At 53.8% G+C, this 24915-nt stretch carries 23 protein-coding genes; 14 read left to right on the top strand and 9 right to left on the bottom strand.

Annotated elements, in window-relative coordinates:
* Nucleotides 1–29 precede the first annotated feature (29 nt).
* Both EUU25_RS00575 and EUU25_RS00570 read right to left on the bottom strand, forming a co-directional pair.
* A complete protein-coding gene (locus tag EUU25_RS00575) occupies nt 30–1265 on the bottom strand; it encodes a CaiB/BaiF CoA transferase family protein (RefSeq protein ID WP_158897540.1) in 1236 nt (411 codons plus the stop codon).
* A gap of 115 nt (nt 1266–1380) precedes the next feature.
* On the bottom strand, nt 1381–1719 hold the full coding sequence (locus EUU25_RS00570; protein WP_158897539.1) for a hypothetical protein: 339 nt from the start codon (nt 1717–1719) through the stop codon (nt 1381–1383).
* A gap of 33 nt (nt 1720–1752) precedes the next feature.
* Here EUU25_RS00570 and EUU25_RS00565 point away from each other — a divergent pair, with 33 nt between their 5' ends.
* Genes EUU25_RS00565 through EUU25_RS00555 form a run of 3 tightly spaced genes read left to right on the top strand, consistent with a single transcriptional unit; the run spans nt 1753 to nt 4294 of the window.
* Entirely contained in the window at nt 1753–2613 is an 861-nt protein-coding gene (locus EUU25_RS00565; protein WP_158897538.1) for a fumarylacetoacetate hydrolase family protein, read from the top strand.
* 51 nt (nt 2614–2664) lie between these two features.
* Nucleotides 2665–3456 (top strand): SDR family oxidoreductase, encoded by a 792-nt coding sequence (locus EUU25_RS00560; RefSeq protein ID WP_158897537.1) that lies wholly within the window; start codon nt 2665–2667, stop codon nt 3454–3456.
* 7 nt (nt 3457–3463) lie between these two features.
* Nucleotides 3464–4294, top strand: coding sequence for an N-acyl homoserine lactonase family protein (locus EUU25_RS00555; RefSeq protein ID WP_222848812.1), 831 nt, complete (start codon nt 3464–3466; stop codon nt 4292–4294).
* Nucleotides 4295–4345: 51 nt separating this feature from the next.
* On the opposite strand, the gene pcaF is transcribed toward EUU25_RS00555, so the two are convergent.
* The 6 genes from pcaF to EUU25_RS00525 form a co-directional block, all read right to left on the bottom strand.
* Nucleotides 4346–5551: a 3-oxoadipyl-CoA thiolase gene (gene pcaF / locus EUU25_RS00550; RefSeq protein WP_158897536.1), complete on the bottom strand. Its 1206-nt coding sequence runs from the start codon at nt 5549–5551 to the stop codon at nt 4346–4348.
* Nucleotides 5551–6213 carry a 3-oxoacid CoA-transferase subunit B gene (locus EUU25_RS00545; protein WP_158897535.1) on the bottom strand — a complete coding sequence of 221 codons (663 nt, stop codon included), beginning with the start codon at nt 6211–6213 and terminating at the stop codon, nt 5551–5553. The genes pcaF and EUU25_RS00545 overlap by 1 nt, the downstream gene beginning before the upstream one ends.
* Nucleotides 6214–6222: 9 nt before the next feature.
* Nucleotides 6223–6909, bottom strand: coding sequence for a 3-oxoacid CoA-transferase subunit A (locus EUU25_RS00540; RefSeq protein ID WP_158897534.1), 687 nt, complete (start codon nt 6907–6909; stop codon nt 6223–6225).
* A 97-nt stretch (nt 6910–7006) separates the two neighbouring features.
* Entirely contained in the window at nt 7007–8485 is a 1479-nt protein-coding gene (locus tag EUU25_RS00535) for an NAD-dependent succinate-semialdehyde dehydrogenase (protein ID WP_158897533.1), read from the bottom strand.
* Complete coding sequence (locus tag EUU25_RS00530; RefSeq protein ID WP_158897532.1) at nt 8485–9738, bottom strand: iron-containing alcohol dehydrogenase; 1254 nt, start codon at nt 9736–9738, stop codon at nt 8485–8487. The genes EUU25_RS00535 and EUU25_RS00530 overlap by 1 nt, the downstream gene beginning before the upstream one ends.
* Nucleotide 9739: 1 nt before the next feature.
* Entirely contained in the window at nt 9740–10750 is a 1011-nt protein-coding gene (locus tag EUU25_RS00525) for an Ldh family oxidoreductase (RefSeq protein ID WP_158897531.1), read from the bottom strand.
* A gap of 438 nt (nt 10751–11188) precedes the next feature.
* Here EUU25_RS00525 and EUU25_RS00520 point away from each other — a divergent pair, with 438 nt between their 5' ends.
* The 11 genes from EUU25_RS00520 (at nt 11189) to EUU25_RS00470 (ending at nt 23525) form a co-directional block, all read left to right on the top strand.
* Nucleotides 11189–12427, top strand: coding sequence for a CaiB/BaiF CoA transferase family protein (locus tag EUU25_RS00520; protein WP_158897530.1), 1239 nt, complete (start codon nt 11189–11191; stop codon nt 12425–12427).
* Between the two features lie 126 nt (nt 12428–12553).
* Nucleotides 12554–14905 carry a TonB-dependent receptor gene (locus EUU25_RS00515; RefSeq protein WP_158897529.1) on the top strand — a complete coding sequence of 784 codons (2352 nt, stop codon included), beginning with the start codon at nt 12554–12556 and terminating at the stop codon, nt 14903–14905.
* A gap of 104 nt (nt 14906–15009) precedes the next feature.
* The gene (locus EUU25_RS00510) at nt 15010–15600 is read left to right on the top strand and encodes a hypothetical protein (RefSeq protein ID WP_158897528.1); all 591 of its coding nucleotides are present in this window, start codon (nt 15010–15012) and stop codon (nt 15598–15600) included.
* A 121-nt stretch (nt 15601–15721) separates the two neighbouring features.
* A complete protein-coding gene (locus EUU25_RS00505) occupies nt 15722–17302 on the top strand; it encodes an FAD-binding protein (RefSeq protein ID WP_425505214.1) in 1581 nt (526 codons plus the stop codon).
* Complete coding sequence (locus EUU25_RS00500; RefSeq protein WP_158897526.1) at nt 17257–17742, top strand: c-type cytochrome; 486 nt, start codon at nt 17257–17259, stop codon at nt 17740–17742. The genes EUU25_RS00505 and EUU25_RS00500 overlap by 46 nt, the downstream gene beginning before the upstream one ends.
* Nucleotides 17743–17829: 87 nt before the next feature.
* Nucleotides 17830–18609, top strand: coding sequence for an enoyl-CoA hydratase-related protein (locus tag EUU25_RS00495; protein WP_158897525.1), 780 nt, complete (start codon nt 17830–17832; stop codon nt 18607–18609).
* A gap of 69 nt (nt 18610–18678) precedes the next feature.
* Nucleotides 18679–19245: a hypothetical protein gene (locus EUU25_RS00490; protein ID WP_158897524.1), complete on the top strand. Its 567-nt coding sequence runs from the start codon at nt 18679–18681 to the stop codon at nt 19243–19245.
* 77 nt (nt 19246–19322) lie between these two features.
* Entirely contained in the window at nt 19323–20180 is an 858-nt protein-coding gene (locus EUU25_RS00485; protein ID WP_158897523.1) for an alpha/beta hydrolase, read from the top strand.
* Nucleotides 20181–20364: 184 nt separating this feature from the next.
* The gene (locus EUU25_RS00480; RefSeq protein ID WP_158897522.1) at nt 20365–21447 is read left to right on the top strand and encodes an isocitrate/isopropylmalate dehydrogenase family protein; all 1083 of its coding nucleotides are present in this window, start codon (nt 20365–20367) and stop codon (nt 21445–21447) included.
* A gap of 61 nt (nt 21448–21508) precedes the next feature.
* Nucleotides 21509–22477 (top strand): dihydrodipicolinate synthase family protein, encoded by a 969-nt coding sequence (locus tag EUU25_RS00475; RefSeq protein ID WP_158897521.1) that lies wholly within the window; start codon nt 21509–21511, stop codon nt 22475–22477.
* Between the two features lie 61 nt (nt 22478–22538).
* Nucleotides 22539–23525: a Gfo/Idh/MocA family protein gene (locus EUU25_RS00470; protein ID WP_158897520.1), complete on the top strand. Its 987-nt coding sequence runs from the start codon at nt 22539–22541 to the stop codon at nt 23523–23525.
* A 428-nt stretch (nt 23526–23953) separates the two neighbouring features.
* Here the strand turns inward: EUU25_RS00470 and EUU25_RS00465 are convergent, their stop codons facing one another.
* Nucleotides 23954–24667: a hypothetical protein gene (locus tag EUU25_RS00465; protein WP_222848811.1), complete on the bottom strand. Its 714-nt coding sequence runs from the start codon at nt 24665–24667 to the stop codon at nt 23954–23956.
* Nucleotides 24668–24915: the final 248 nt, after the last annotated feature.

The following is a 24915-nucleotide window of genomic DNA, read 5'->3' as shown; positions in this document are numbered from 1 at the left end:
TGTAATTGTCGCTTTTTGGAAAACCGACTTCATGGATTTTCGCCAATTACATTGTCGCCTTGCAGCGCGGTTATCGCATTCGCATCAAGGTTGAGCCAGCGTTCAAGCACGTCAATGTTGTGCTCGCCAAGCAGCGGAGCCCGGGTGACTGGCAGAGTGGAACCTCCAAATCGTACCGGCCACCCACTCATCGTATATTCGCCGGACTGAGGGTGTTGAATCGTCTGTCGAATTCCACGTTCGATGAAATTCTTGTCCTCCGCCAGTTCTCGCGTGTCCATAACAGCGCCCGCCGGAATCTTGGCCTCCCCGAGAATTTCCATAGCGGTGATTTTGTCCTGCTGACGCGTCCATTCCGACACGATCGCATCAACTTCCGCACGCCGCTCTGTGCGCCCGTGGTTGTCATAGCGGGTGTCGCCAATCAGATCTTCGCGCCCCATGATGCGCAAGAGGCGAACCCAATGCTCGGGGTTGGCGAAGCTTGTATAAATGTAGACAAAGTCATTCGCCCCCCCGCCCTTGCACGGATAAGCGCCGTTCGGAGGGCATCCACCGCCCACAATGCGCGAGCCGGAGCGCGGCGCGACCTTGCCAGACGATTCCATGTAAGTGAATGCGTTGCGGATGTAATGCAGGATGGCGTCCTGCATAGCGACCTCCAAAAGTTCACCCTGCCCTGTACGCAGCTTGCGGATATATGCGCCGAGGATCGAAACTGTTAGAAGCATGCCAGTGCCAGAGTCGCCTAAAGATGCGCCGGGCTTGCATGGTGGACCATCCTCATCACCGGTGATGCTCATTAGCCCGCCGCAGGCTTGCGCGATCATATCAAAAGCCAAATTGTGCTCGAACCGGCTTCCGACGCCAAACCCCTTGATTCTGCAATAGATAAGCCCAGAATTGATTTTCATCAGTTCGTCTGGCCCCAGTCCCAACCGCTCAATGGTGTTCGGGGCAAAATTTTCAACGACTACATCCGCTGTCCGGACCATATCTTTAACGAGTTCAAGTCCACGCGGATCTTTCAAATTGACGGTGACGGACCGCTTGTTCGCATTATACTGCAGAAACTGATAATGATGGTAGACGTCGTCATGTGCACCCCGCATGGGGTCCCCACCCTTGGGGTTTTCGATTTTTACAACCTCAGCGCCCATCCATGCCAGAGCTTCTGTACAAGACGGTCCTGCTTCGAACTGGCTTAAGTCGACAACTTTCATACCAGCGAGGCAATTTTCGCTCATTCCCAAATTGATATCCATTGAAATTTCTTCTGCTCCCTAACAATTTGGTCAAGGCCAACGCCCTCGACTGGCGCAATCCCGACTCAGTTGAGTCAGACATATTGCCTGATAATTTTGATCAAACGTCCTTTGATCAGTTCAAACACAACCTGCCCCTTATTTTACCGGGCAGCAACACCAGAATGTTTGCCAAACCCTGCATAAGGGCAGAATTTTCGTCGTGGCTCAAAAAAAATCTAGCACGAACTGCCCGAGTACATCCGTCATCCCGGTAGTTGTAATTGACATACAGTCTGCCAGATGGCAAGCCCAACTTGGCTTTGAAAAATATTGGAGGAAGAATTGATCCTGCAAGCTCAGGAACCTGACGTGGGCCGTCCAGGTAAATGTCCAATGGAGTCGGCACTAACCGAACCATCACCCGCCTGCCGGAGGCAAAAGCGGCTGAAGTTGAATGGGCAATGACAATCATTCCTAAATCCTCAAACTGAATCAGGAACTCAAAATGAAACTGCTATCTTTTGTGCGTGACGGCAAAGAAACATGGGGCGCCGTGGTAAACGACGGTGTCGTGGACCTTGGCGCGGCGTTGCCACAATTCCCCGAACTGACATCCTACATTGCCGCTGGTCGGCACTTGCATGCAGCAGAAGATGTGCAGGGCCGGAAGCCTGATTTGGTGTTGGACAAGTTGACACTTCTACCTGTTATTCCAAGGCCTGAGAAGATAATCTGCGTGGCGCGAAACTACCTCGGTCACCATCAAGAAGTTCTGGCTGCAGGCAAAAAGGTCGAGCTTGCAGGCGTCCCACCCATCTTCCTGCGGACTTGGCGGTCGCAAGTCGCTCACGATCAACCGATGGTCAAACCCCGGAGCTCTAACGCGTTCGACTGGGAAGGCGAATTGGCCGTAATTATAAGCAAGGAAGGTCGCGACATCCCCGAAGACAAAGCCAGCGAATATGTCGCAGGCTATGCATGCTACAACGAGGCCAGCGTCCGGGATTGGCAGTTTGCATCGCCGCAAATCACGCCAGGCAAGAATTTCGATTTCACAGGGGGTTTCGGACCATGGATGGTTACACCCGATGAAGCCACACCAGAAGATGGCCTTTCCATAGTAACCCGTCTCAACGGTGAAGTGGTTCAGTCAAGCACGACCGACCGGATGATTTTCAATATCGCCCAGATCATCGCTTACGCATCGCAAATCATGACGCTGGTCCCGGGCGACGTCATCGCAACGGGAACGCCCGACGGCGTGGGCTGGACGCGCGACCCACAATTGTTCATGCTGGATGGAGATGTATGCGAAGTCGAGATCGAAGGGGTTGGTCTGCTTCGCAATCCTATTGTAGAACGTTGAACCAACGGAGCGCGACGACTGGTCGCGTATACTAGTAAGGCCCAAAGTCGCGTGTCATTTTCGCTTACAGGTAAAACGGCCCTAATCACCGGCTCCTCAGGAGGTCTTGGCTACAAGATCGCAGAAGTGCTGGCATCGCACGGCGTTGCCGTCGCGCTTCATGGATTGGAAGATCCTGGTAGCACAGAAGCCGCAGTGAAGGATTTGCAAAATAAGCACGCGATAGAGGCCTACTATCTGCAATGCGATCTTGCGAACGCATCCGAACTCGACCGTCTCATCGAGGATACGGAATCACGCCTCGGGCGGATTGATATTCTAGTGAACAACGCAGTTGTTCGATATTTTTCTCCAGTCGAAGCACTAAGCCTCGACGACTGGAACAGGGCTCTTGCGGTGAATCTGACGGCGCCTTTCCGCCTCTCTTCTCAATGCATACCTTCGATGCGCGAGCGCGGATGGGGTCGCATTTTCAATATTTCTTCGATTTACGGCTCGCGCGGAGCCGTCAACCGTGCCGATTATGTGGTAACGAAAACGGCGCTACTCGGTCTCACAAGGAGCCTGGCTCTCGAAACCGCTGGCGATGGGATAACCTGCAACTCCATTTGTCCCGGCGCAATGCGAACCCCGGATGTGGACAAACGTATAGAACAAATTATGGACGCGCAGTCGCTCGATGAGCAAGAGGCCGAGATCGCGTTTCTGGCAAATCGCGTCCCGATGAAGACGTTCGTGGATGCCGGTCACGTGGGCGAGATGGTCGCGTTTCTTAGCAGCCCAGCCGGAAATACAATCACCGGAACGATGCTAGCCAATGATGGCGGCTGGTTAGCAAGTTAAAGAGGAAATGATGGCTGATCACCTTCCCGTATTCAAACTCTTTGCTCTTAAATACGCCACCCGCTCTGCGCGTAGAAGCGAGCATTTTATCGGGGGGGACCCCCATGACGGCCCCATGTCGATGGATTATTTCGTTTGGGTGGCCGTTTCCGAAGAACGGACGGTCGTGATCGACACCGGCTTCGGAGAGGAAGTCGCAGCGCGCCGTCGCCGAACGCTACTCCATGATCCTGTCGATGCTCTAGGCCTTATTGGCGTTGATGCTGCAACAGTTCAGGACATCGTCATCACACACCTACATTACGATCATGCAGGCAATCTGGGTCGCTTCCCCAATGCAAGGTTCCATATTCAAGAGCTGGAAATGCATCATGTGGCTGGCCGACAGATGAAGCATCGCTTCATCGCACAAGCATTCGAAGTAGAAGATGTCGTCGCGATGATCAGACTGAACTTTGCAGGACGTGTGGTCATGCATTCAGGAGAAACTCAATTGTGCGATGGGATAGTGCTGCACCCTGGTCCCGGTCACACTCCGGGACTTCAGTTCGTTCGGGTGTTCACAAAACGTGGCTGGGTGGTGCTGGCGTCAGACGCTAGCCATTATTACGAGAATCTGGAGGCTGGTCGTCCCTTCACTATCGCAAACGACATCGGCGCAATGGTGGAGACTTTCGATCTCATTCAATCACTGGCGCCATCGCCCGATCATATCGTACCAGGGCACGACCCCTTGGTGATGTCGAGCTATCCGCCCGCATCGTCGGCACTGGACGGGATCGCAGTCAGGTTGGACTTACCTCCCATTATAAGTCGTTCAGCAGAAGCAAAAGTCTAGTCCCGACCGACATTTGCCTGTCGTACCCACCTTCAATATCAATTTATTTATTCAGACACGCTCTATCGCCAATGCCACCCCCATGCCGACCCCTACGCAAAGGGTGGCAAGCCCGCGGCGGCCGCCAATCTTCTCCAATTGGTGCGTCAGCGTCATGGCTAATCGCGCACCAGACATACCAAGCGGATGACCAAGAGCAATCGCACCGCCATTGGCGTTTATGTGCGACGCATCTTCGGAAAGGCCAAGTGCTCGGATCACTGCAATGGATTGACTTGCAAACGCTTCGTTTAACTCAATAGCGTCAAAGTCCTCGATCCTAAGCCCTAAGCGTTCAAGCAATTTGCGTGTTGCCGGCACTGGGCCGATGCCCATCACGCGCGGCTCGACACCGGCAGATGCGAGTCCGAGAATTCGAGCACGCGGCGTCAGTCCATTCGCTTTCGCCGCAGCTTCGCTCGCAATGAACATGGCAGCAGCCCCATCGTTGATTCCCGATGCATTTCCAGCCGTGACGGTTCCTTCGGGTCCAAACAAGGGCTTCAGTTTCTGCAGCCCTTCAATCGAACTGTCGGCTCTTGGATGTTCATCGACCCGCACCTCATGCATTTCTCCTTTACGCCCGCGGATAGGAACTGCGATAATTTCCTCGTTGAAATAGCCGCTTTGTTGAGCGGCCACGGCGCGCTGCTGACTACGCAAAGCAAACGCATCCTGAACGTCTCGCGAAACACCATAAGCGACGGCAACATTCTCGCCAGTCCGCGGCATGGTTTCAGTGCCGTAGAGTTGGTCGAGCGCTGGATTGATGAAACGCCAACCCATGGTCGTGTCTTCCAATTTCTGGCTACGATCAAAGGGTGACATGCCTTTGCCCATCACAAAGGGCGCCCGGCTCATGCTTTCAACACCACCTGCGATTGCCAATGACATTTCCCCGGTGCCGATTGCACGGGCGGCCGCGCCAACCGCTTCAAGTCCGGAGGCACACAGGCGGTTCAGCGTCACCCCAGGCACAGTTACAGGCAGTCCGGCAAGCAGCAGACTCATGCGCGCGACATTGCGATTATCCTCGCCTGACTGGTTTGCGCAGCCATAGAAAACTTCGTCCACGGATGAAGGATCAAGATCCGCATTTCGGGAAAGGAGTGCCTGCATAGGAAGAGCTCCAAGATCGTCGGCCCTTACGCTGGCAAGACTGCCCCCGTAACGCCCAATTGGCGTTCGAACAGCGTCACAAATGAAAGCGGCGGTCATCAGCGTATCTCCAATTCACCAGAATATTCTGACAATGGCACGCCTGTGAGATTGCGAAGTTCATCAAGTGTCAAGCCATCGACCATTTCGATCACCTGTGCTCCATTTTCACCAACCGCAAAAACGGCCAGATCTGTATACACGCGTGACACGCAGGCCAATCCAGTCAGTGGGTAAGTGCAGGCTTCAACCAGTTTGCTGACCCCTTGCTTCGTCAGCAATTCCATCATTACAAAAGTCTGTTTAGCACCAATAGCGAGGTCCATTGCTCCACCCACGGCTGGTATAGCTCCCTCTTCACCTGTGTGCCAGTTAGCCAGATCGCCCCGGACCGACACCTGAAACGCGCCTAGGACACAGATGTCGATGTGACCACCACGCATCATGGCAAAGCTGTCCGCATGGTGGAAGTAGCTGCCTCCCTGAAGCAACGTCACTGCCTGTTTGCCAGCGTTGATCAACTCCCAATCCTCTTCGCCAGCGGGAGGCTGCGGTCCCATACCCAGCAGCCCATTCTCGCTCTGCAGAAAAATATCGCGTTCCTGCGGGAGATAGTTAGCCACCTTTGTCGGGAGGCCGATCCCCAAATTCACATAAGCGCCTTCAGGAATATCCAGAGCGACGCGGGCGGCCATCTGTTCGCGATTATATCGGTTTGTCATCAGCCTTACTCACGTAGCAGGGTCGAAACGCGTAGGTGCGACTTCGACCACATGTTGAACAAAAATTCCCGGCGTTACGATGACTTCTGGATCAAGGGTGCCGAGTGGGACGATTTCCGAAACCTGCGCGATCGTGGTTTTAGCTGCCATAGCCATGATAGGGCCGAAATTGCGGGCCGTTTTACGATAAACAAGATTTCCCCAACGATCACCTTTATGCGCCTTGATCAACGCGAAATCGGCATAAATCGGATGTTCGAGGACATAATTCTTGCCCCCGATAGTGCGCGTTTCCTTGCCTTCCGCAAGCATCGTTCCATAGCCTGTCGGAGTGAAGATCGCGCCAAGTCCCGCACCCGCTGCCTGAATTCGCGCGGCAAGGTTGCCCTGTGGAACCAGTTCCAGTTCGATCGTTCCTGCGCGATAGGCCGCGTCAAAATGATGAGAATCGGACTGCCGGGGGAACGAACAGATGATCTTGCGCACCCGTCCTGCCTTGATCAGCGCGGCCACGCCAGTTTCGCCATTGCCTGCATTGTTGTTGATGATTGTGAGATCTCCAACATTCCGGGCGATCAGTGCATCGATCAATTCGTCGGGCATCCCGGCCGTACCGAATCCGCCAATCATTACCGCAGCGCCGTCTCCTATCGCTCCTAATGCGAGATCCAGACTTGCCATTGTTTTGTCGATCATCGTAACCTCATATTGCGCGCTCGGTATTGAGACGATCTAAGGGCACAACGCCCTCAGATAAGCGAAATCTTTGCATTTTTAGTCGGAAGATCCGCCATCACCAGTTGGCGGCGATGTACTTCACTTCGCAGAACTCCATGATACCATGGTGAGAGCCTTCTCGGCCAATACCGCTATGTTTCGAACCGCCAAAGGGGGCAGCAGGATCGGACACGAGTCCGCGGTTCAGGCCGATCATGCCCGATTCAAGTCGCTCTGAAACTCGGAGACCGCGTGCCAAATCAGCTGTATAAACATATGAAATCAATCCATATTCGCTATTATTAGCAGCCGCGATTACCTCATCCTCATCGTCAAATACACTCAGTGCAGCGACAGGGCCGAAGATTTCCTGATGTGTAATCTCCGCATCGGCAGACACATTCATCAGCACGGTTGGTGCAAGAAAATATCCCTCGTCCGTGTTGGTCGTTCCGCCTGTTAGAACGATGGCACCGCGCGAAACGGCATCGTCTACAAGACCTTTCACACGGTCGACCGCGTCAAGGTTGATCAAGGGGCCGCACTCGGTCTGTGGGTCATATCCCGCACCGACCTTCAGTGCGGCCATACGGTCGGAAAGAGCCTTCGCAAACTTGTCTGCGATTGCGCGATGCACGAAAAAGCGATTGGCGGCCGTGCAGGCTTCACCACCGTTTCGCATCTTGGCAATCATGGCACCTTCAACCGCTGCATCAAGATCGGCGTCGTCGAACACGATGAAAGGCGCGTTACCGCCAAGTTCCATGGAACACGACAAAACATTGTCGGCAGCAGCGTGCAACAATACACGTCCGACTTCGGTAGACCCCGTGAATGACAACTTACGCACCCGCCGATCCTTCAACATGCCACCGACCACAGCACCCGACCGCTTGGTCGTAACCATATTGATGACTCCGGCGGGGACACCCGCTTCGGTAAATATATCGGCAAGCAGAAGAGCTGTAAGCGGCGTTTCGGCCGCGGGCTTCAGTACGCATGTGCAGCCAGCCGCTAGCGCCGGGGCGATCTTCCGCGTGGCCATTGCAGCCGGGAAGTTCCAAGGCGTCACCAGTATGGCTACACCAATAGGCTGATGCTCTACCAAAATGCGGTTGGCACCTGATGGCGCAGTATAAAGTTCTCCATTGAGACGCACAGCCTCTTCCGCAAACCAGCGGAAAAACTCCGCCGCGTAATTCACTTCGCCCATAGCATCTGTGAGCGACTTGCCATTTTCGAGCGATATCAACTCGGCCAGTTCGTCCGCGCGTGTCTTCATCAATTCAAAACAGCGCCGCAGAATTTCCGAACGTACGCGCGGTGCGGTTGCCGCCCATGCTGGTCCCGCTGCATAAGCCGCCTCTACAGCCTGCATCCCTTCCTCTTCGGAGCAGTCTGCAACGGTCGCGATACTTTTACCTGTCGAAGGATCAATGACTGGGAACGTCGAGCCGCTGAGTGCTTGCCGCCATGTCCCGTCAATGAAAAGACCGGTAGGGACGCGGCTCAAGTCGAGGCCGGAAGCGCGAAGAGTGCCAGTGTGCGTGTTCATTATACGATTGCTCCTTGGGCATTGATAAGGCTCGCGCGATCACCAGTGTAGGCAGCGCGGACGAGATCCAGCATGGTTTCTGAGGTAAGTTCTCTTGGGTTGTTTTTTACAAGCCGAGTGGTTCCGAGAGCTAATTCGGCAATTTGCGGGACATCACTCTCCGCCACGCCGATATCGGCAAGCGACCCAGGAATACCTATTTCGGTGAATAAGTTGGCAACAAGGTCAATCATGGCGTCGGCTTTGGCGACATCCGTATGTCCGCGAAGATGCGGCGCAAGCACATCGGCCATTGCTGAAAGTTGAGGCAAAATATGATTGCGGTTATAGGCCATCGCAAAGGGTAGCAAGATCGCAACGCCAATGCCGTGCGCCGTGTGGGTCAGGGCCCCAACCGGATACTGGATTGCGTGCGCCAACGAAGTACCCGCAGTGCCAAAAGCCATAGCGGCACTCATCGCTCCCTGCATAACGGCGGTGCGGGCTTCAACATCATCGCCCGCGCGATAAGCACGCGCTAGATTGTTACAGATTAGCTCAATTGCGGCCAGTGCATGCCGGTCGCTGAGAAAATTCTTGCCCACAAATACATGCTCATATGCAGTGTGGCTCGACCATTCGCGAGGAGCGGACGTAAAAGCTTCAATCGCGTGAGCAAGAGCATCGGCGCCAGACAGGGCCGTCAGTCCGGGCGGACAGGTCATTGTGAGATCGGGATCGCACAATGCCACCTCCGGAATGAGAAACGGGCTAGAAATGCCCACTTTCATTAGGCGCTCCTCGTCGGCAACAACCGCTACCGGCGTGACCTCGGAGCCTGTGCCAGCAGTGGTAGGTACGGCGACAACCGGCAGAGTCGGGCCGGGGACCTTAAACTCACCATAATAGTCCGACAAGTCGCCGCCATGCTTCATTAATAGAGCAGCAAGTTTTGCCGCATCAAGGCAGCTCCCACCGCCAATAGCTATAACATGATCCGCACCGAATGCTGAGCCAGCTGCTGCCGCATCTTGAATGCAGCGTTTAGGCAGTTCAGGCTCGACGTCGCTAAACACATGAACCGCAACGCCGCTTTGCTCGAGACCTGCAAGTAGTTCCGCAAGCTCCGGACTAGTCCGCAACCGTTCGTCGGTTACAATCAGAACTCGCCGGCCGAGACTTCGCGCAATAGTCGGTAACGCCGCTCTCTGGCCTGGCCCGAAAAGGACGCTTCGAGGCGATCGTTGTACGCTATAAATGTCCGATGACTGCATCTTATCTCTCCTTGGAAGCTGTGGCTTCGGCGATTTGCAGCAACTCGGCCCAAACCTCCGCCCCGACGGGAATGCCTTGCGCAAGTCTCTGCGCGCGTGTTGACTGCGCCCGATCCCCGGGCACACGCACTTCGTCAAATCCATTAGCGGGTGGCAACGCTCGAATTGCGTCTAGATAAGCGCTCAACGCGCCTCCCGAACCATTGATGACGATGAAAAGGTCTCCCTTTGTGCACGGTTCTGTATCATCGAGAGTGCCAAGTACGTCACGCCCGAGGGCTGACCCTGTAAGGCTCGCTACTAGCAGCTCGAAGGCCAATCCTAGAGCATAGCCTTTTGCCCCGCCGAATGGAGATATCGCCCCGACCTTGACAGCGACAGGATCGGTGGACGGCTCTCCGCTTGCGTCGACGCCCCAACCCTCCGGAATTACCTGACCGCGATTAGCGTAATCGTGTATTTTGCCCATTGAGACGATGCTGGTTGCAGTATCCATCACGAATGCGCCGTCGTCCGTCGGCACACCGATCGTGATCGGATTCGTACCAATCATCGCCGTGCCACCACCCCATGGATGCACCAAGGCCTCGCTTGTCGAAAATCCGATGAGCGTTTGGCCGCGATTGGCGATGCGCTCAGCATACCAAGCCAGCATCCCGACATGGTTTGAGTTGGAGATTGCGGCAACTGCCACACCCGTTTCCAGGGCACGATCTGCAATCGCATCGATAGCCCTTGTGGCTATCACCGGTCCTAGTCCGCGGTCCCCATCCACCTTCAGAAAACCTGGCGATGTCCAGTCATGCAAGCCTGTCGCCAACGGATTGGTAACACCATTTTCGATTCTACGTAGTATTCGAGGTACACGCAGAATTCCATGCGATGCGACGCCGCGAAGCTCGGCCTCCAGAAGGACCGACGTTTGCACTTCTGCAAGTTCGGCTGGTACCCCGAATCGATGTAGCAACGTCTCCACTAATTTTTGCACTTCGCTTGCGACAATAGTCGGCATCACCCATTTCCCTGCACGGCGTTAAACTCAGGCACCTCAAATTCCGGTGCCTTTTCAATCGACTGAGACATTAAGATGGCGCTGAATCGAAAGTAGATGCGAAGAAAACGTCTGGCATCTCCCATATTCAAAAATTCGCGACATCCCTTCCAATCAACTTCTCAGTTTCGTTTCCCGATTCTCAATTTTAAAAGCCAATCAGCGCGGTTTTTGAGGACACAGCTGCACAAAAGCGTGATCGCACACGTCCTTGCAAAAGATGTTTATGCCCATTGACAACCTCCGATTAATGTTTCAGATAACGTTATCTGAGCAGGGCGTCTAGTCCTGATTTGATATTATTGAATGGCGAGTTGCTTGCGTTGGTGAAGTCTGGCGACGATTGGCATCCAGCCAGCTTGGATAGTCGCTTAAGATCTCGGAGGTCGAGGACCAAGAATGAAAACTTTGCTAAACGGCATGCGTGTAATCGACTGCGGAACGTATATTTCCGCGCCCGCGGCTGCAACTATCATGGCGGACTTTGGTGCAGAAGTCATTAAAGTCGAGCAGCCATTTACAGGCGATCCATATCGCAACGAACACCCTTCCCTTATGGCATTGCACACTGTGCGGAATGCGCAAAAAGGTTCTGACGAAGCTGCCAAGGAATTGATTAGCCCAAATTGGGTCATCGATGCTCGGAACAAAAAAAGCATTGGGCTTAATCTCGGTTCGCCTGAGGGCAAGGAAGTGCTGCGTGACTTGGTCAAGGACGCGGACGTATTTATCACAAACTTCCCACTGGACGTCCGCGGGCGCCTGTCGATTACCGAAGAAGAGATGCGTGCGATCAATCCGCGGTTGATCTATGCTTCATTTACCGGCTTTGGTGAAGTGGGGCCAGAGGCGCTAAACCGCGGGTTTGACGCGACTGCTTGGTGGGCTCGTTCGGGCCTCATGGATCTTGTGCGAACCGGCGACAACGCGCCAACCCGACTACCGCCAGGTCTCGGTGACCACAACTGTTCTGTATCGCTTTTTGCAAGCATTATGCTGGCGCTCTATCAACGCGAAATTACTGGTGAAGGCGCGCATGTTGGCACTTCCCTGCTAATGAACGGCTATTGGTCTAACGCTCTTTCCGTTCAGGCAACCTTCTGCGGTGAACCCGTTAGTCGTCAACCTGATCGGAAGGACTCACGAATTCCAATGCGTAACGCTTATCAATGTAGCGATGAGCGTTGGCTTATTCTTTCAGTCATCCCCGATCAACGGAGATGGGAATTACTGAAGGAAGCGTTGGAGTCGGATCTTTTGGACGATCCTCTCTTTGTCGACGTCGCCTCACGTTCGGAAAATGCCAAACATGTAACTGCTGCACTGGATCGCGTTTTTGCAACGCGAACGCTGAAGGAATGGACGGAGCGTCTTCGTTCCTTTGACGTAACTTTTGGGCCAGTCGCCGAAATGAAAGACATTTTTGAGGACGAGCAGGCCAAAGCGAACGGTGTTTTCGTGCCATTCGCTGACTCTGATCTCATGACAGTTACCAGTCCGTTTTGGGTAGATGGTTACGAAAAGCCCAGACCCAAACAGGCGCCGCGTGTCGGCGAGCACACGGACGAAATTTTATCGCGTCTTGGTTACGACGCTGAAAAGCAAGGAGCTCTTAGGGAGGCAAAGATCGTAAGTTAGTGGAAAGTACGAAGTAAGCTCGGATTTTAGGGTCGGATGGCCTTTAAACACCCGAGTGAAATTATGAGTTTGTAGCAAGTCACCAACCAATGAGCGTTTACAGCTCAGAATTGAGGGAGAGATACTATGAAAGGTAGTTTTGTACGTGCGTCTGCGATGCTTTCAGCCGCAGTTGTTGCCTTGGCTTTGCCAAGCGCTGTTCAGGCACAGAATGCGCAAGAAAATGCAGCTCAAGAAGACACGAATGACTCTGATGCTAACGCTGGAGACATCGTTGTCACAGCGCAATTCAGGGGCCAGCGGGTCCAAGATACACCGCTCGCAATTTCGGCTGTAACGTCGGAATTAGCAGAGGCCCGCAGCCAGTTTTCGATCAACGACATCGCTAGAACCGCACCCAGCGTCAACATTGAAGCCGGCACCGGTACAGGCGGTTCGTTCCCCTCGGTTTATATCCGCGGTGTTGGTCAGTCGGATCCGTTTCCGCCACTCGACCCTGGCGTTGGTGTATACATTGACGACGTCTACTATGGCATTTTGACAGGGGCTAACTTCGATCTGCTCGATCTGGACCGTGTCGAAGTTCTGCGCGGCCCTCAGGGAACGCTGGCTGGGAAGAACTCTGAAGGCGGCGCCATCAAGATCTTTACCAATCAGCCGACCAATGATTTGGGCGGTTATGTTGAAGCAACCTATGGCTCATATGATCGCAAGCAGATCCGCGGTGCAGCCAATATTCCGATTGTCGACGACAAGGTAATTCTTCGCGTCAGCGGAATGGCCCGCAGTGTAGACGGCTTCTTCAAGCGCCTTGATTTCGCATGCGCTAACCCAACTGCAGTGCCCCAACTGCCATTTACCGCTGGCGTGTCGGCGGTAAATGATTGCGAAATTGGTCGCGCAGGTGGCGGCGATCTGACCGCGGTCAAAGGCTCGCTGCTGATCAAGCCTGTCGATAGCGTCCGCAACACCATGTCGTTCACAACGATCACCGATAACCAGCAGGTGCAACCGCTCAAGCTGCTTTTCCAATCTACGTCATGGAACCGGGGTCTCAACTTCATTACCGGCCCCAGAGAAATGACCAGCTATGCAACCTACGTTGGAAATCAGTATAGCGCCGCGCCGTACCAAGGCATCGACTACAGTCATGTTAAGCAAAAGATTTATTCGAACACCTTGGACATTGATATCAATGACAAGCTGAGCTTCAAATCAATCACCGCGTACATCAAGACTGACTCTGAAGGTGGTTATGACAACGACCTTTCACCGCTCAGCGTGTCGCTACAGGATATCATCGTCAAATCGAAGCAGTTTACCCAGGAGATCAGACTCTCTGGCACGTCGTCTTTGATTGACTGGACCGTTGGCGGATTTTACTTCGACAATGACATCCTGTTCCCGGGCCGCATCAACATTAATCGCGGTTTCGATCCTGCCGGACAGCCAGGGTTCACTCTCGACTTCCTGACGAACGACCCAATCAAGTCGACGTCGAAATCCGGATTTGCCCACGCTGTTGTGCATTTGACGGATAGTCTGAATGTAACCGGCGGTATCCGGTATACCGACGACTTCAAGCGTTACACGTTCGTCCGGCTTGACCCCGATGGTTCGCCACAGTCCACACTGCTCGGCCCTATCAACGGTTTGTCGAACACGTTCAATGGCAAGCGTTGGGATTACCGGGTCGCACTCGACTACCGCTTCTCACCCGACCTACTTGTGTATGCCCAGTTTGCAACGGGGTATAAGGGTGGTGGTGTAAGCCCGCGTCCGATCCTTCCTGGTCAGGAACTTCCTTATCAGCCAGAGTCGGTCAAGTCCTTCGAAGCAGGCTTCAAGTCAGACCTGCTTGACCGGCGCGTGCGCTTGAATGTCACCGGCTTCTATCAGAAGTTCAATGACATCCAGCTACAGCTCGGACAATGTCCTGCTATTTCGGGACCTGGCGCACCTTGCGCCCTGACCGCCAACGCCGGCAAGGCGAGAATCCAGGGGGCTGAGGCTGAGCTTGACGTGCGACCCGTCGATGGTCTCTCGATCAATGCGACTGCAAGTATCGTCGACTTCAAGTTCACCGAGACCAGTGCGGACTCAGGTGTGCTGCTGACCGACAAGGCGCCCTTCATCTCGAAGTACAAGTTCTCGATTGGCGCACAGTACGAGTTCGTTCTTGCCGGTGGCACGCTGACTCCGCGTATCGACCTCGACTACCGTTCCAACTTCTCGGTCGGGGCACCAGCCAACGCACGGCCGTTCAACGTTACAGAAGGACGGTCACTCGTTAACGCTCGGATAAGTTACAAGCCGAACGGCGATGAGTGGGAAATCGCCTTGGCGGCAACAAACCTGTTCGACAAGTTCTACTATGCGAGCAAGTTTGATCACGCATCTGAAGCTCAAGGTGCGACCGCAGAAGGTCTCGTCGGTCGTCCACGGGAGTTCTCGCTATCCGTCAAACGCAAATTCTGAGGCGCATGACAAATTGAAGTTCGGCATCGCAAAGGGTTTCGATCCTGCGCGATGCCGAATGTTTAAGCTTAATTGTGTTTTCTCGCCGGCAAGGAGCATAGAGCGTGACAAACAGACGGCAATTTCTGACAGTCAGCATTGCCACTTCGGCTTTAGTGACTTCCTTGCCCGTTAATGCCTCAGCTCTTCTCGCCAATTCCTCAACCATGGCACTTGGCGATTTCGTATTTGATAACCGTTTTTTACCCGCTTCACAGATGGCGGAGAATATTGGCCAACGTTCGACACGAACCTACCCCATATCCGGAGATGTGGCTGAGTTATGGTATGACGAACTGGCTCCCGCAATTGCAAAAGGACCGCGGAATATTGGCGGGCTGACTACTCTTGGCGAGCTTTTCGTGATGGCACGTTTGGGTCACGATGCGGGGTTGACGTTGGCGATGCACGGCTCGCACCAGTTAACAACCGATGGACTACCTATTTCACATACATTGTCGGCACCGGCACGCAACCGGCGACGTTTCACGGCGGCCTTGGCAAGCGGAGCGCCGTGGACTTTCGCAGTCCAATCCGAGTTGCTCGCACTCGCATCACGATCCGTTACAGACCGGTTCGAGATACCAGACTTGATATCCAACGATCCTGCCGGACAAATGACATTGCATTCCTGGCTTTTGACACCGCGCGCCTGATTGGGTGCAAAGGAAAAGAATAATGACGATATTACCGCCTAACGTTTCCGCCGCAGAGTTCGCGTCAGCGATGAGCGCCTTTGAAGCTGCTGTCGGAAAGGAATGGGTGCTGTCGTCAGATATGGATATAGCCGCCTACCGTGACCCTTGGTCGATGGTTCGCGACAAGCCCGGCGAGTTGCTTCCTTCAGCAGCTGTGGCACCAGCATCTGTCGAAGAGGTTCAAGCGGTCGTCCGCGTGGCCAATCAATTTAAAATTCCTCTGTACACGGTGTCTACTGGCAAGAATTATTCTTATGGCGGGGCTGCGCCAAACGTCCGGGGCAGCGTGATCGTTGACCTGAAACGGATGAAGCAGATCATTGAGATCGATGGTGACCGTAATTTCGCGTTGGTTGAGCCGGGCGTTACCTATTTTGATCTTTACCGGGAAATTCAGGCCCGCGGCCTGAAACTGATGATCGATAATCCTGATCCAGCTTGGGGCAGCCCTTCGGGCAACAGTCTTGATCGCGGCGTTGGATATACAATGGGCCCCTACCGCGACCACGCAAGTTCGGTGTGCGGCATTGAAGTCGTGTTGGCGAGCGGCGAAGTTATGCGAACCGGCATGGGCGCCTTACCCGGCTCGAAGTCATGGCAGGAGTATAAGCATGGGTTCGGTCCAGATCCGGCAGGCTTGTTTTTCCAAGGCAATTACGGGATCGTAACCAAGGTCGGGGTGCGATTGATGCCGATGCCCGAACATTACCGTACGGGCAAAATTACGGTACCGCGTCGCCACGATTTGCACGGTTTGATCAAAACCGTAAACTACCTAGCCGACATGTTCATGGTGGGCGAACCCGTATTCTCCAGCCCCCTTCACCCACTAATGAAGAACAAGGAGTTCGCTGACGAAGCAACACGCTACGGCAAGTTCAACGATGATCGGCTGGACGAAATGGCCGCCGAAGCGAATTTGCCATTTTATCAGGTAGAGCTGCAGTTCTACGGATCAGAGGCCACTACGCGCGCCAATTGGGAATATGCTCAAGAGATCGCCAGACGCAATGTGCCTGAATCAAAAGCGCTGGACGGCGTTTCTTACTCCATGCCGCTGACCCGCGAGCAGATTATGGACAAGAGCCCCCCATATGGAGAAAGCGCGATTAGGCGATATGCTGCAGTGGCCGTTCCTAACCTTACGACGTTCGATTACGTTGGCCGCCATGTCGAGAACCCCGATGACTATGTGCATCTCCATTACGGTATGTTCACAGTCGTGCCGCGTTCGGCTGAGGCCGTGTTTGAAGTGCAGCGTGCATGGGTGGACTTGGTCCACGATGCAAAAGCTACTCTGGTTACAGAGCAAACCCCTCGCCCAAGCGCGCTTACACTACCCATGCAATGGCATCAGACATGCTTCTTTATGTGGGCTGGGTTTCCGCTTCAGACTACAAAACGTCCGATATCGGAGGCCCTTTTGGACATGCTGGAGCGGGTACTTGAAGTAAACGCAAAGCATGGCTGGAGCGAATACAGATCAGAGCCTATGTTACAGGACAAGGTCGCGGCGCACTACAACTTCAACGACTTTGCGCTTCGCCGTTTTAACGAGACGATCAAGGACGCGGTTGATCCAAATGGCATTCTTTCGCCTGGACGTGGTGGGATTTGGCCGAAAGCATTTCGGTCAATGCGTGGAAAGGTCGGATTGTGAAAGTTGCGTTAGGACTTATGCTATTGGGCACAGCGGGGGTGGTTAGTGGTTTTGCTATGCAATCGCCCACACCGCAGAAGCCAAATTTGCCGCATGAATCTGACCTAGTCACACAAGGAAGACTGGCTTTCGAACGCAATTGCGCGGCATGCCATGCCAAGGGACCTAGTGAAGGCCGGGTACCACTTCTTCCCGGTACTTTCGCGCTCTCACTCAAATATAGAGATGATAAAATTCCGGCGGCACTTGAGGATCGTAGCGATCTAACACCCGAATATATCGAAACGGTCGTGCGTCATGGTATCTTTTCTATGCCGCCGCTGGGCAAAACGGACGTCAGTGATCAAGAGTTGATCGCTATCGGCGCATATTTCCGAGAATCTTCAAAAAATCCAAATGGACCTATCAGAACTGGGCCCAATAAAGTGATCGACCGTTGAGCAAATGGATCACACACAAATATCCTAGAATGCCTTACAAAATCACCACTCAAATCAAAATTTTTCTCATCAAGTGAAGGTAAAAAAGTGAACGACACCAAATTTTGTCACGTGAAGGACGAGGGAAATATCCGGATCATCACGATCAATCGGCCAGAAGTCTTAAATTCGCTGCATTGGGAGGCTCATGAAGAGCTTGATCAAGTCTGGGATGACTTTGCCGCAAACGATGCGCTTTGGGTCGCAATCATTACCGGCACTGGCGACAGAGCCTTTTCTGCGGGGAATGACCTCAAAGTTCAGGCTGCAGGAAAACACCGACCTAAGCCGGTAACAGGCTTCGCTGGCTTCTCTCGTCGCCATGATCTGGACAAGCCGGTCATTGCGGCCGTCAACGGTCTCGCCATGGGTGGCGGTTTTGAAATCGCCTTGTCCTGCGACATTATTGTGGCTGCTGAGCATGCCTTATTTGCGTTACCTGAGCCGCGTGTTGGAATGATCGCCGGCGAAGGCGGTATCACGAGATTAGGTCGCATGATTCCACAAAAGCAGGCACTCGGGATGATCTTGACGGGTCGCAAAGTTTCCGCAGCAGAGGGAGAGCGGCTCGGCTTCGTAAATGAAGTTGTGCCAACCGGCGAGGCATTGAATGGCGCGCTGCGTTGGGCCCATCAGATACTTGAAGCCTCGCCATTGGCTGTACGCGCATCCAAGCAAGCCTTTTACCGTGGGTTCGATGAGCCGACACTCGCCGAAGCGATCAGCACAGTCTATTCTGTGCAGCAGCAAAACATGGCGAGCCAAGACTATATCGAAGGTCCAAGAGCCTTTGCCGAAAAGCGTAAACCCAATTGGCAAAACAAATAACTGTCAACGCGGCCAACCGGGCGGGCAAAATGAATGTGCCAGCCCATCATACTGAACTGAGGGATTGCAATGTCTAACACCGAACTCATGTCGCCGGCCTATTTGACCCGGGATATGGCCGAAGCCGCTGTCGAAGCGGTTGTCGAAGCAATTCTGGATCCGGCAGCCGATAGCAAATTGGCCAACGCCGCAAACTTTGTTCGCCCGAAGCGCAATCAATGTCATGTCGTGGTCGTCGTCCCGGGTACATCGGGGTCTATCGACCATGATGGGGGTCCTGACTGGATGGAGAAACGAGCGACAAAGCCACTCGTTCTGTTCGACAAGAGCTTTTTCGGCGGGCGGGATACACTTGATGCGACATTCGGGCCCTTTGCCCGGATGAAGGCGCATCAGCTATGGTACGATAGAAATGATGATCGTACTGGTATCCTCCCCCATATGCTTTTTGACGGAGACACGGTGTATTGGGGTGGCGTGAAGCGCTATGGGATTGTCGTGACCTGTTCCGGGCTTCAGCCCTATATCGACAAAATGATTTCCGGCATGGTTGCGGATATGCTTATAACCATGGCCCATGAGGCATGGATGACAAGTCCTGAAACGACCGAGCACAAACACTTCGTTGGCGGCTGACAACCCTGCCTAGGCAGGCCGACCGCCACCGATCCACTCAAAATACTGCAACAAATCCAGAGTGAATTGGAAACGGCATGGCATCAACTGAACAGAAACCGCCCCATGGCTGGGCCAGCCTGTCTCAGGAAGCGCGTGACGCTGCCTATAACAACCGAGCAGCAATTGCAGATGCCGAAAAGCTAGTTGCGGCGAGGCGGGCAGAATCCGATGCGATCCATGCGCGCAGCCAAGGGTTTCTGGACATGCCGTATGGGCAAGGTGAACGTGAGCGTTGGGAGATATTCCCTGGGCGTGACCCAAGTGCACCATGTCTTGTCTTCATCCATGGTGGCTATTGGCAAGGGGGCGAACCAAAGGAGTTTGCCGCGTGCCTCCGTGGTGCACTTGAAAACGGTTGGTCAGCGGCACTTTGCGGATATCCGCTGGCACCACAAGCATCAGTTACCCAAATCGTTGAATGCGTTTCAAGCGCCCTCTCTTGGCTGGATGGACAGCGTGTCACGCAAGGTACCGCCGGCCCGCTTGTTCTCGCAGGATGGTCGGCAGGTGCGCATCTAGCGGCGATGAATGCCGGACACCGAATAGTTTCGGCCGTTCTTTGCATTTCGGGCATTTTCGATCTGGCGCCGATACGCGACACATATCTCAACGCTAAACTTAACTTGTCCGATGAGGAAATTCAGCGCCTTTCCCCAATAAGCGCTCCTGCGGTCAACAAGCCTTTCATCATTGCGTGCGGCGGCGAAGAATTGCCTGAACTTCAGCGTCAAAGCGAAGACTTTTTCCGCATGCGACAGAAGCATGGGATGCGCGATCGATTCATCAAAGTCGAAGGTGCCAATCATCTCACAATTCTGGAGCAATTGTTGACCGCGGATTCCACCTTCATCAAATCGGCGGAAGCGGCCCTCACCGTTGGTTTTGACATATAGTGAAAAGAATAATCTGTTCTCAATTTTGAACTGAAACCACTTCCCACTTGTGTTTCAGCAATTTTATAGATAACGTTATCTCAGCTGTCATACGGGATTAAAAGATAGCGTTCACAGGCTTCGAGCCGACGGGGTCTGAAAACGCAGGAAACTGCAATATAACTTAGAAGGGGAAGCGTTACCGATGGCGATTGAAATAGCCACTATTGAAGGCGATGGAATCGGACCAGAGGTCACGCAGGCAGCCATCAAGGTCCTGCGCGAGGCATGCGGACATGATGCGTTAGATTTCGTCATGCTGGAAGGGGGCGCTAGCTCTTACCAGAAAACTGGTCAGGTTTTGCCTCAGGAAACGGCCAATGCATGCGCCGACATGGCAGCGATCCTGCATGGTGCTGCGGGACTTCCAGGAGTGGTATTTCCCGATGGGACAGAAGTTGGCAACGAATTGCACTTGCGACTTCGTTTTGATCTCGATCTCTACGCCAATGTCCGTCCGATAAAGCTTCTCTCGGGCGTGCGTTCGCCACTCCGGGATGCTGACACCACAGGGATCGACTACGTCATTGTCCGCGAGAATACCGAGGGCCTTTATGCGAGCCGTGGCGGCGGGATAGAATTGCGCAACGAAGTAGCAACCGATACGCTGCTTATCACGCGCAAAGGCACTGACCGGGTCGCCCGCTTCGCGTTTGAGCTAGCACAGAAACGCTCAGGTGCATTGCGAGACGGCCAATCGCGTGTCACCGTCTGCGACAAGGCCAATATTCTAAAGTCTTTCGCGTTTTTCCGCCGCGTTTGCCAAGAGGCGAGCGCAGATTATCCCGATGTCGAACTAGATTATTCCTATGTGGATGCCATGACAGTCCACTTGGTAAAGCGACCGGATTTCTATGATGTCATCGTCGCCGAGAATTTGCTGGGCGACATTATTTCCGATCTGGGTGCTGCAACCGTCGGGGGAATGGGTATCTCCCCTTCTGCCGAAATCGGGCCAGCGCATGCGCTTTTCCAAGGCGCGCACGGCTCTGCACCAGACATAGCAGGCCTTGGCGTAGCAAGTCCGGTCGCGACGATACTCTCCGGCGTTCACATGTTGCGGTGGCTCGCGGATCGGAATGACGCGCCTGGTTTGTCGGAGGCGGCCGACCGCATCGACGCTGCAGTCGTAAACGTGCTGGCACAAGGGGTCTCTTTGCCAAGAGATCTGGGCGGTCAGGCAAGTTGCACGGAAGTAACCGAAGCGATTTGCTTCGCTTTAAATTAGAAATCAGTTTTATGTCTTTGAATTTTTATCATATTCTGAAAATCAACGGAGTATAATCAATATGCCACTGTCGAATACAAAGCTGCAGATGAGAGGACTCTATCCGGCTACAGTCGCCGTCTACAATGACGATTTCTCCCTCGACGTCGAAGCCACGCGAACGCATCTAGCGTCTGTGGCGGCCGTGTCCGGTGTGAAGGGTCTCGTTGTGACTGGAATGCTAGCCGAAGTGCTCGAACTAACTTCGGAAGAAGAAGTCGAAATCGTGAAGATCGCTTGCAGCGTCCGCAAAGAAGGCCAACTCATCATAGCTGGCCTGATGGAACGTAACCCGGACCTTGCGGTCAAGCAGGCAAAGGCCCTGAAGGCGGCGGGCGCTGACGCCCTGCTCGTCTTCCCGCCCTACGAACTGCGATCTTATCGCAAATTACTGAGCGATGAAGCCGAGATGGTGAAATATTTCTCTCGCCTTGACGATGAGGCCGCCATCCCGCTCATCGTGTTTCAATATCCGCCGGCTAGTGCCGCCGCCTATCCGATTAACATTCTTGAACGCTTGGCGGATATCCCTGGCGTGGTTGGGGTCAAAGCCGCAACCGGTACAGTTGAAGCTTATTACGACATCTGGGACAAGCTAAAGGATAAGATCTCTGTGCTTGCGGCAGTGGATTCCCCTCCCCTGCGCGAAATGCTTCTTTACGGCGCCCACGGAGCTCTCATCGGAATCAGTACAATCACTCCGCAACACTGGGTTAAGCTGCTTGAGGCAACCGAGGCGAAGGATGTGGCCCGAACCGATGCCATCTTTGACAAGATATGTCGGCCGCTCATGGCATCTGTATTCGAGAACCAGAAGCCGACGCGGGCAACCCATGAAACGGCCTGCGTCAAAGAAGCTCTCGTGCAGCTTGGCGAAATCCCCTCAGCGCGAATTCGTCCTCCGGCCGTGCCAGTAACGGAAAGCATTGCACAAGAAATTCGCGAAGCTCTTATCGCTTCTGAATTGCTTCAGGGCGAGGCCGTTCGCTGAGCCGCATGGAAATAAGTACTGCCTGCCCAATCGGCAGACCAATTAAACGGAGTTACTAAAAATGACGATTAGAGTCGCAGCGACCGGTGTAGGCCATTGGCATTCGCTATATGACGCCAAGTACCTCAACATTTTTGATGATATACCCGACACCGAGCTTGTCGGCATCCAAGATACGCAAATGTCAGTGGCTGAGCATCGCTCGGCTGCGATCGGCAAAGGTACACCTGTCTTCACCGACTATCGTAAGATGATTGATGATACGAAGCCGGACTTCGTGCTCGCGCTTGGCAGACATGATGAAATGGCCGAGACTGCACGCTATCTGGTCGAAAACGACATTCCATTCATGATGGAAAAACCAATGGGTCTCAATTCTGACCAGGTCGGCGAAGTTGCTGAGCTTGCTGCATCGCGTAACAGCTTCGCCGCAGTACCTTTTACCCAGCGCTACCTGCCCTGGACGCAACAGGCTCGTGAACTTCTGAACACAGGCAATCTCGGAACTGTATCCCACCTCTATTTCCGCAACAACCGCCCGACTTCTGATCGTTACCTCGCTTGGGATTCAGAATGGATGTTCGACCCAGCGATGGGCGGAGGCTGCCTTAGGAACCTCGGCATTCACGGCATCGATCTATTCCTGCACTTGACCGGCGAAGACGTCGAGGTGATCGGTGCACAGTCCAGCAATCGAGTCCATGGCCGCGCAGTAGAAGATTATGTGACGGTAATGCTCCGCACACCCAGCGGCATTTTGGGCACGATAGAGTCCGGCAACACATTCCCGCAGGACGGAACCGATGGCGAATGGAAGATTTCGGGTTCAAAGGTTCTGCTCGCGGCCAAGGATGGTAAAATCCGTCGCGTAACGGCAGATGCTGACGAAACCAGCGAAGGTGCTCCGCACCAGCATCTCAGCATCACGGCTGTTGAACAGATCCTCGCTGCATGGCGGGCGGGAGAAAAGCCACCGGCGAGCGTAGTAGACTGTTACCGCGCAAACAAGGTCGTCGATGCGGCGTTCGATCTGATTAGGTCGCGATAAAACATAAATCGCGACCTGTTCGCCCATTAATTACAGCACATCCGGCCTAGCGTAGATTGTGGAAATCGCGCTAGGCCGACGACTGTAAAATAAATCTATGAAAATATTAAAAGATCGCTGTGGGGCACTCAGCACTCGGATTTCGTCCCGTGGCTTTGTTGGCCTGCGAAAAGGCTGAACTCAACGGCGAAGCAGAGCGGATCTGGAAGTTTCGCGCTTTGAAAATTTGTAGCCCCAACCAAGACTTAATATCGGCACACATAGATGCAGAAATCTTGGCTTGTCTCCTTGAGCAGGCTAATAGCCGATTTGTTTGCAGAAGCTTACGGCGGTATCCGCTAACAAAGCGGTCTCTGGCGAGGCGTGATCACCTCATCTAAAGCTGCCGTACATTCATGTCTGATCCACAAGAAGAACCGGTAGACTTTTCATTTGATTGAGCCAGAAAGGACTGAAGCGATTTGCGTCGCATTTCTGATCCCGGAACTTGCTGCGTCCAATTTTCCCGGCGCCAAGATGTTTGTCACTGGGAAAAAAGATCCGCTGAGGTCCAATCGATCGTCTCGAAAACTGATGATAGCTCCTCCGGTAGCCCAAGCTGGAATCCCGTCATCGAAAAACAACTCATCCACGAAAAACTGTGGGCCTGAGAAACCTCCTCTTGATCCGATTGAGTCTGCCACATAGGCTTTCGTAAAGGCAAAATTGGCTTGAAGCTGAGGAATCACGTCGAAATACCGCTCGATGCTCGCCGCCTCTCGAACAGCTTGATCGGCTGATATAGCTCCAGCGGCAAGCCGCTCGAGAATCGACCCTAGTTGGGTCCTCCCGAGGTCAATAGACCGGCGGCTACCTAAGGCACGAAACCCTGTCGCCACGAACATTCGTGCGCCGGGCCACCCATTGCGGTACTCACTGGCCTGAAGCGCATTATACAAGTCGAATGCTCGCGCGAGAAATTGATGGGTCGGTCCAACGCTTCTGAATGAGAGATCGCGTTGTGCTGCGGCGCCATCGTTAAGGACCAGAGTTCTGAAGTTTCGGTCACTATGCTCGGCAACAATTCGATGGAACGCGCGGAGTCTCTGTATCGCTTCCTTCGCCTGAGGACTGAGCGGGTCAAAGCTCCCTCCGGCGATCATGCCCCCATATCCCAGCAAATCCACCCAACACACGGCGGAAACTTGACGCGGCAGCTTGCGAGCTTTCGCTTGAGCGATGTCGGGGTGATGACCTTTCCTACGGGGTGCTATTGCCGATCTCCTTTGAACAAACGAGCATTTATGACCCTCGCCCTTCCAACAGAAATCCGCCTGTAAGCAGATCTTTCTTACTTAGCCAGTGCCTTAGGTGATAACTATCTAAGTTGTAGCCGCTGACATCTTGTCCC

This window comes from Sphingorhabdus lacus (genome assembly GCF_009768975.1).
In the GTDB taxonomy this organism is placed as follows: Bacteria; Pseudomonadota; Alphaproteobacteria; order Sphingomonadales; family Sphingomonadaceae; genus Sphingorhabdus_B; species Sphingorhabdus_B lacus.
Note: the sequence above shows the minus strand (reverse complement) of the source record. Positions and strands in the feature narration are given on the sequence as shown.

Excerpts from the sequence above, each read along its gene's own strand:
- EUU25_RS00575 (WP_158897540.1), bottom strand. The coding sequence starts at position 1,265 with ATGGATATCAATTTGGGAATGAGCGAAAATTGCCTCGCTGGTATGAAA.
- EUU25_RS00570 (WP_158897539.1), bottom strand. The coding sequence starts at position 1,719 with ATGATTGTCATTGCCCATTCAACTTCAGCCGCTTTTGCCTCCGGCAGG.
- EUU25_RS00565 (WP_158897538.1), top strand. The coding sequence starts at position 1,753 with ATGAAACTGCTATCTTTTGTGCGTGACGGCAAAGAAACATGGGGCGCC.
- EUU25_RS00555 (WP_222848812.1), top strand. The coding sequence starts at position 3,464 with ATGATGGCTGATCACCTTCCCGTATTCAAACTCTTTGCTCTTAAATAC.
- pcaF (WP_158897536.1), bottom strand. The coding sequence starts at position 5,551 with ATGACCGCCGCTTTCATTTGTGACGCTGTTCGAACGCCAATTGGGCGT.
- EUU25_RS00545 (WP_158897535.1), bottom strand. The coding sequence starts at position 6,213 with ATGACAAACCGATATAATCGCGAACAGATGGCCGCCCGCGTCGCTCTG.
- EUU25_RS00540 (WP_158897534.1), bottom strand. The coding sequence starts at position 6,909 with ATGATCGACAAAACAATGGCAAGTCTGGATCTCGCATTAGGAGCGATA.
- EUU25_RS00535 (WP_158897533.1), bottom strand. The coding sequence starts at position 8,485 with ATGAACACGCACACTGGCACTCTTCGCGCTTCCGGCCTCGACTTGAGC.
- EUU25_RS00530 (WP_158897532.1), bottom strand. The coding sequence starts at position 9,738 with ATGCAGTCATCGGACATTTATAGCGTACAACGATCGCCTCGAAGCGTC.
- EUU25_RS00525 (WP_158897531.1), bottom strand. The coding sequence starts at position 10,750 with ATGCCGACTATTGTCGCAAGCGAAGTGCAAAAATTAGTGGAGACGTTG.
- EUU25_RS00520 (WP_158897530.1), top strand. The coding sequence starts at position 11,189 with ATGAAAACTTTGCTAAACGGCATGCGTGTAATCGACTGCGGAACGTAT.
- EUU25_RS00515 (WP_158897529.1), top strand. The coding sequence starts at position 12,554 with ATGAAAGGTAGTTTTGTACGTGCGTCTGCGATGCTTTCAGCCGCAGTT.
- EUU25_RS00505 (WP_425505214.1), top strand. The coding sequence starts at position 15,722 with ATGGATATAGCCGCCTACCGTGACCCTTGGTCGATGGTTCGCGACAAG.
- EUU25_RS00490 (WP_158897524.1), top strand. The coding sequence starts at position 18,679 with ATGTCTAACACCGAACTCATGTCGCCGGCCTATTTGACCCGGGATATG.
- EUU25_RS00485 (WP_158897523.1), top strand. The coding sequence starts at position 19,323 with ATGGCATCAACTGAACAGAAACCGCCCCATGGCTGGGCCAGCCTGTCT.
- EUU25_RS00480 (WP_158897522.1), top strand. The coding sequence starts at position 20,365 with ATGGCGATTGAAATAGCCACTATTGAAGGCGATGGAATCGGACCAGAG.
- EUU25_RS00475 (WP_158897521.1), top strand. The coding sequence starts at position 21,509 with ATGCCACTGTCGAATACAAAGCTGCAGATGAGAGGACTCTATCCGGCT.
- EUU25_RS00470 (WP_158897520.1), top strand. The coding sequence starts at position 22,539 with ATGACGATTAGAGTCGCAGCGACCGGTGTAGGCCATTGGCATTCGCTA.
- EUU25_RS00465 (WP_222848811.1), bottom strand. The coding sequence starts at position 24,667 with ATGATCGCCGGAGGGAGCTTTGACCCGCTCAGTCCTCAGGCGAAGGAA.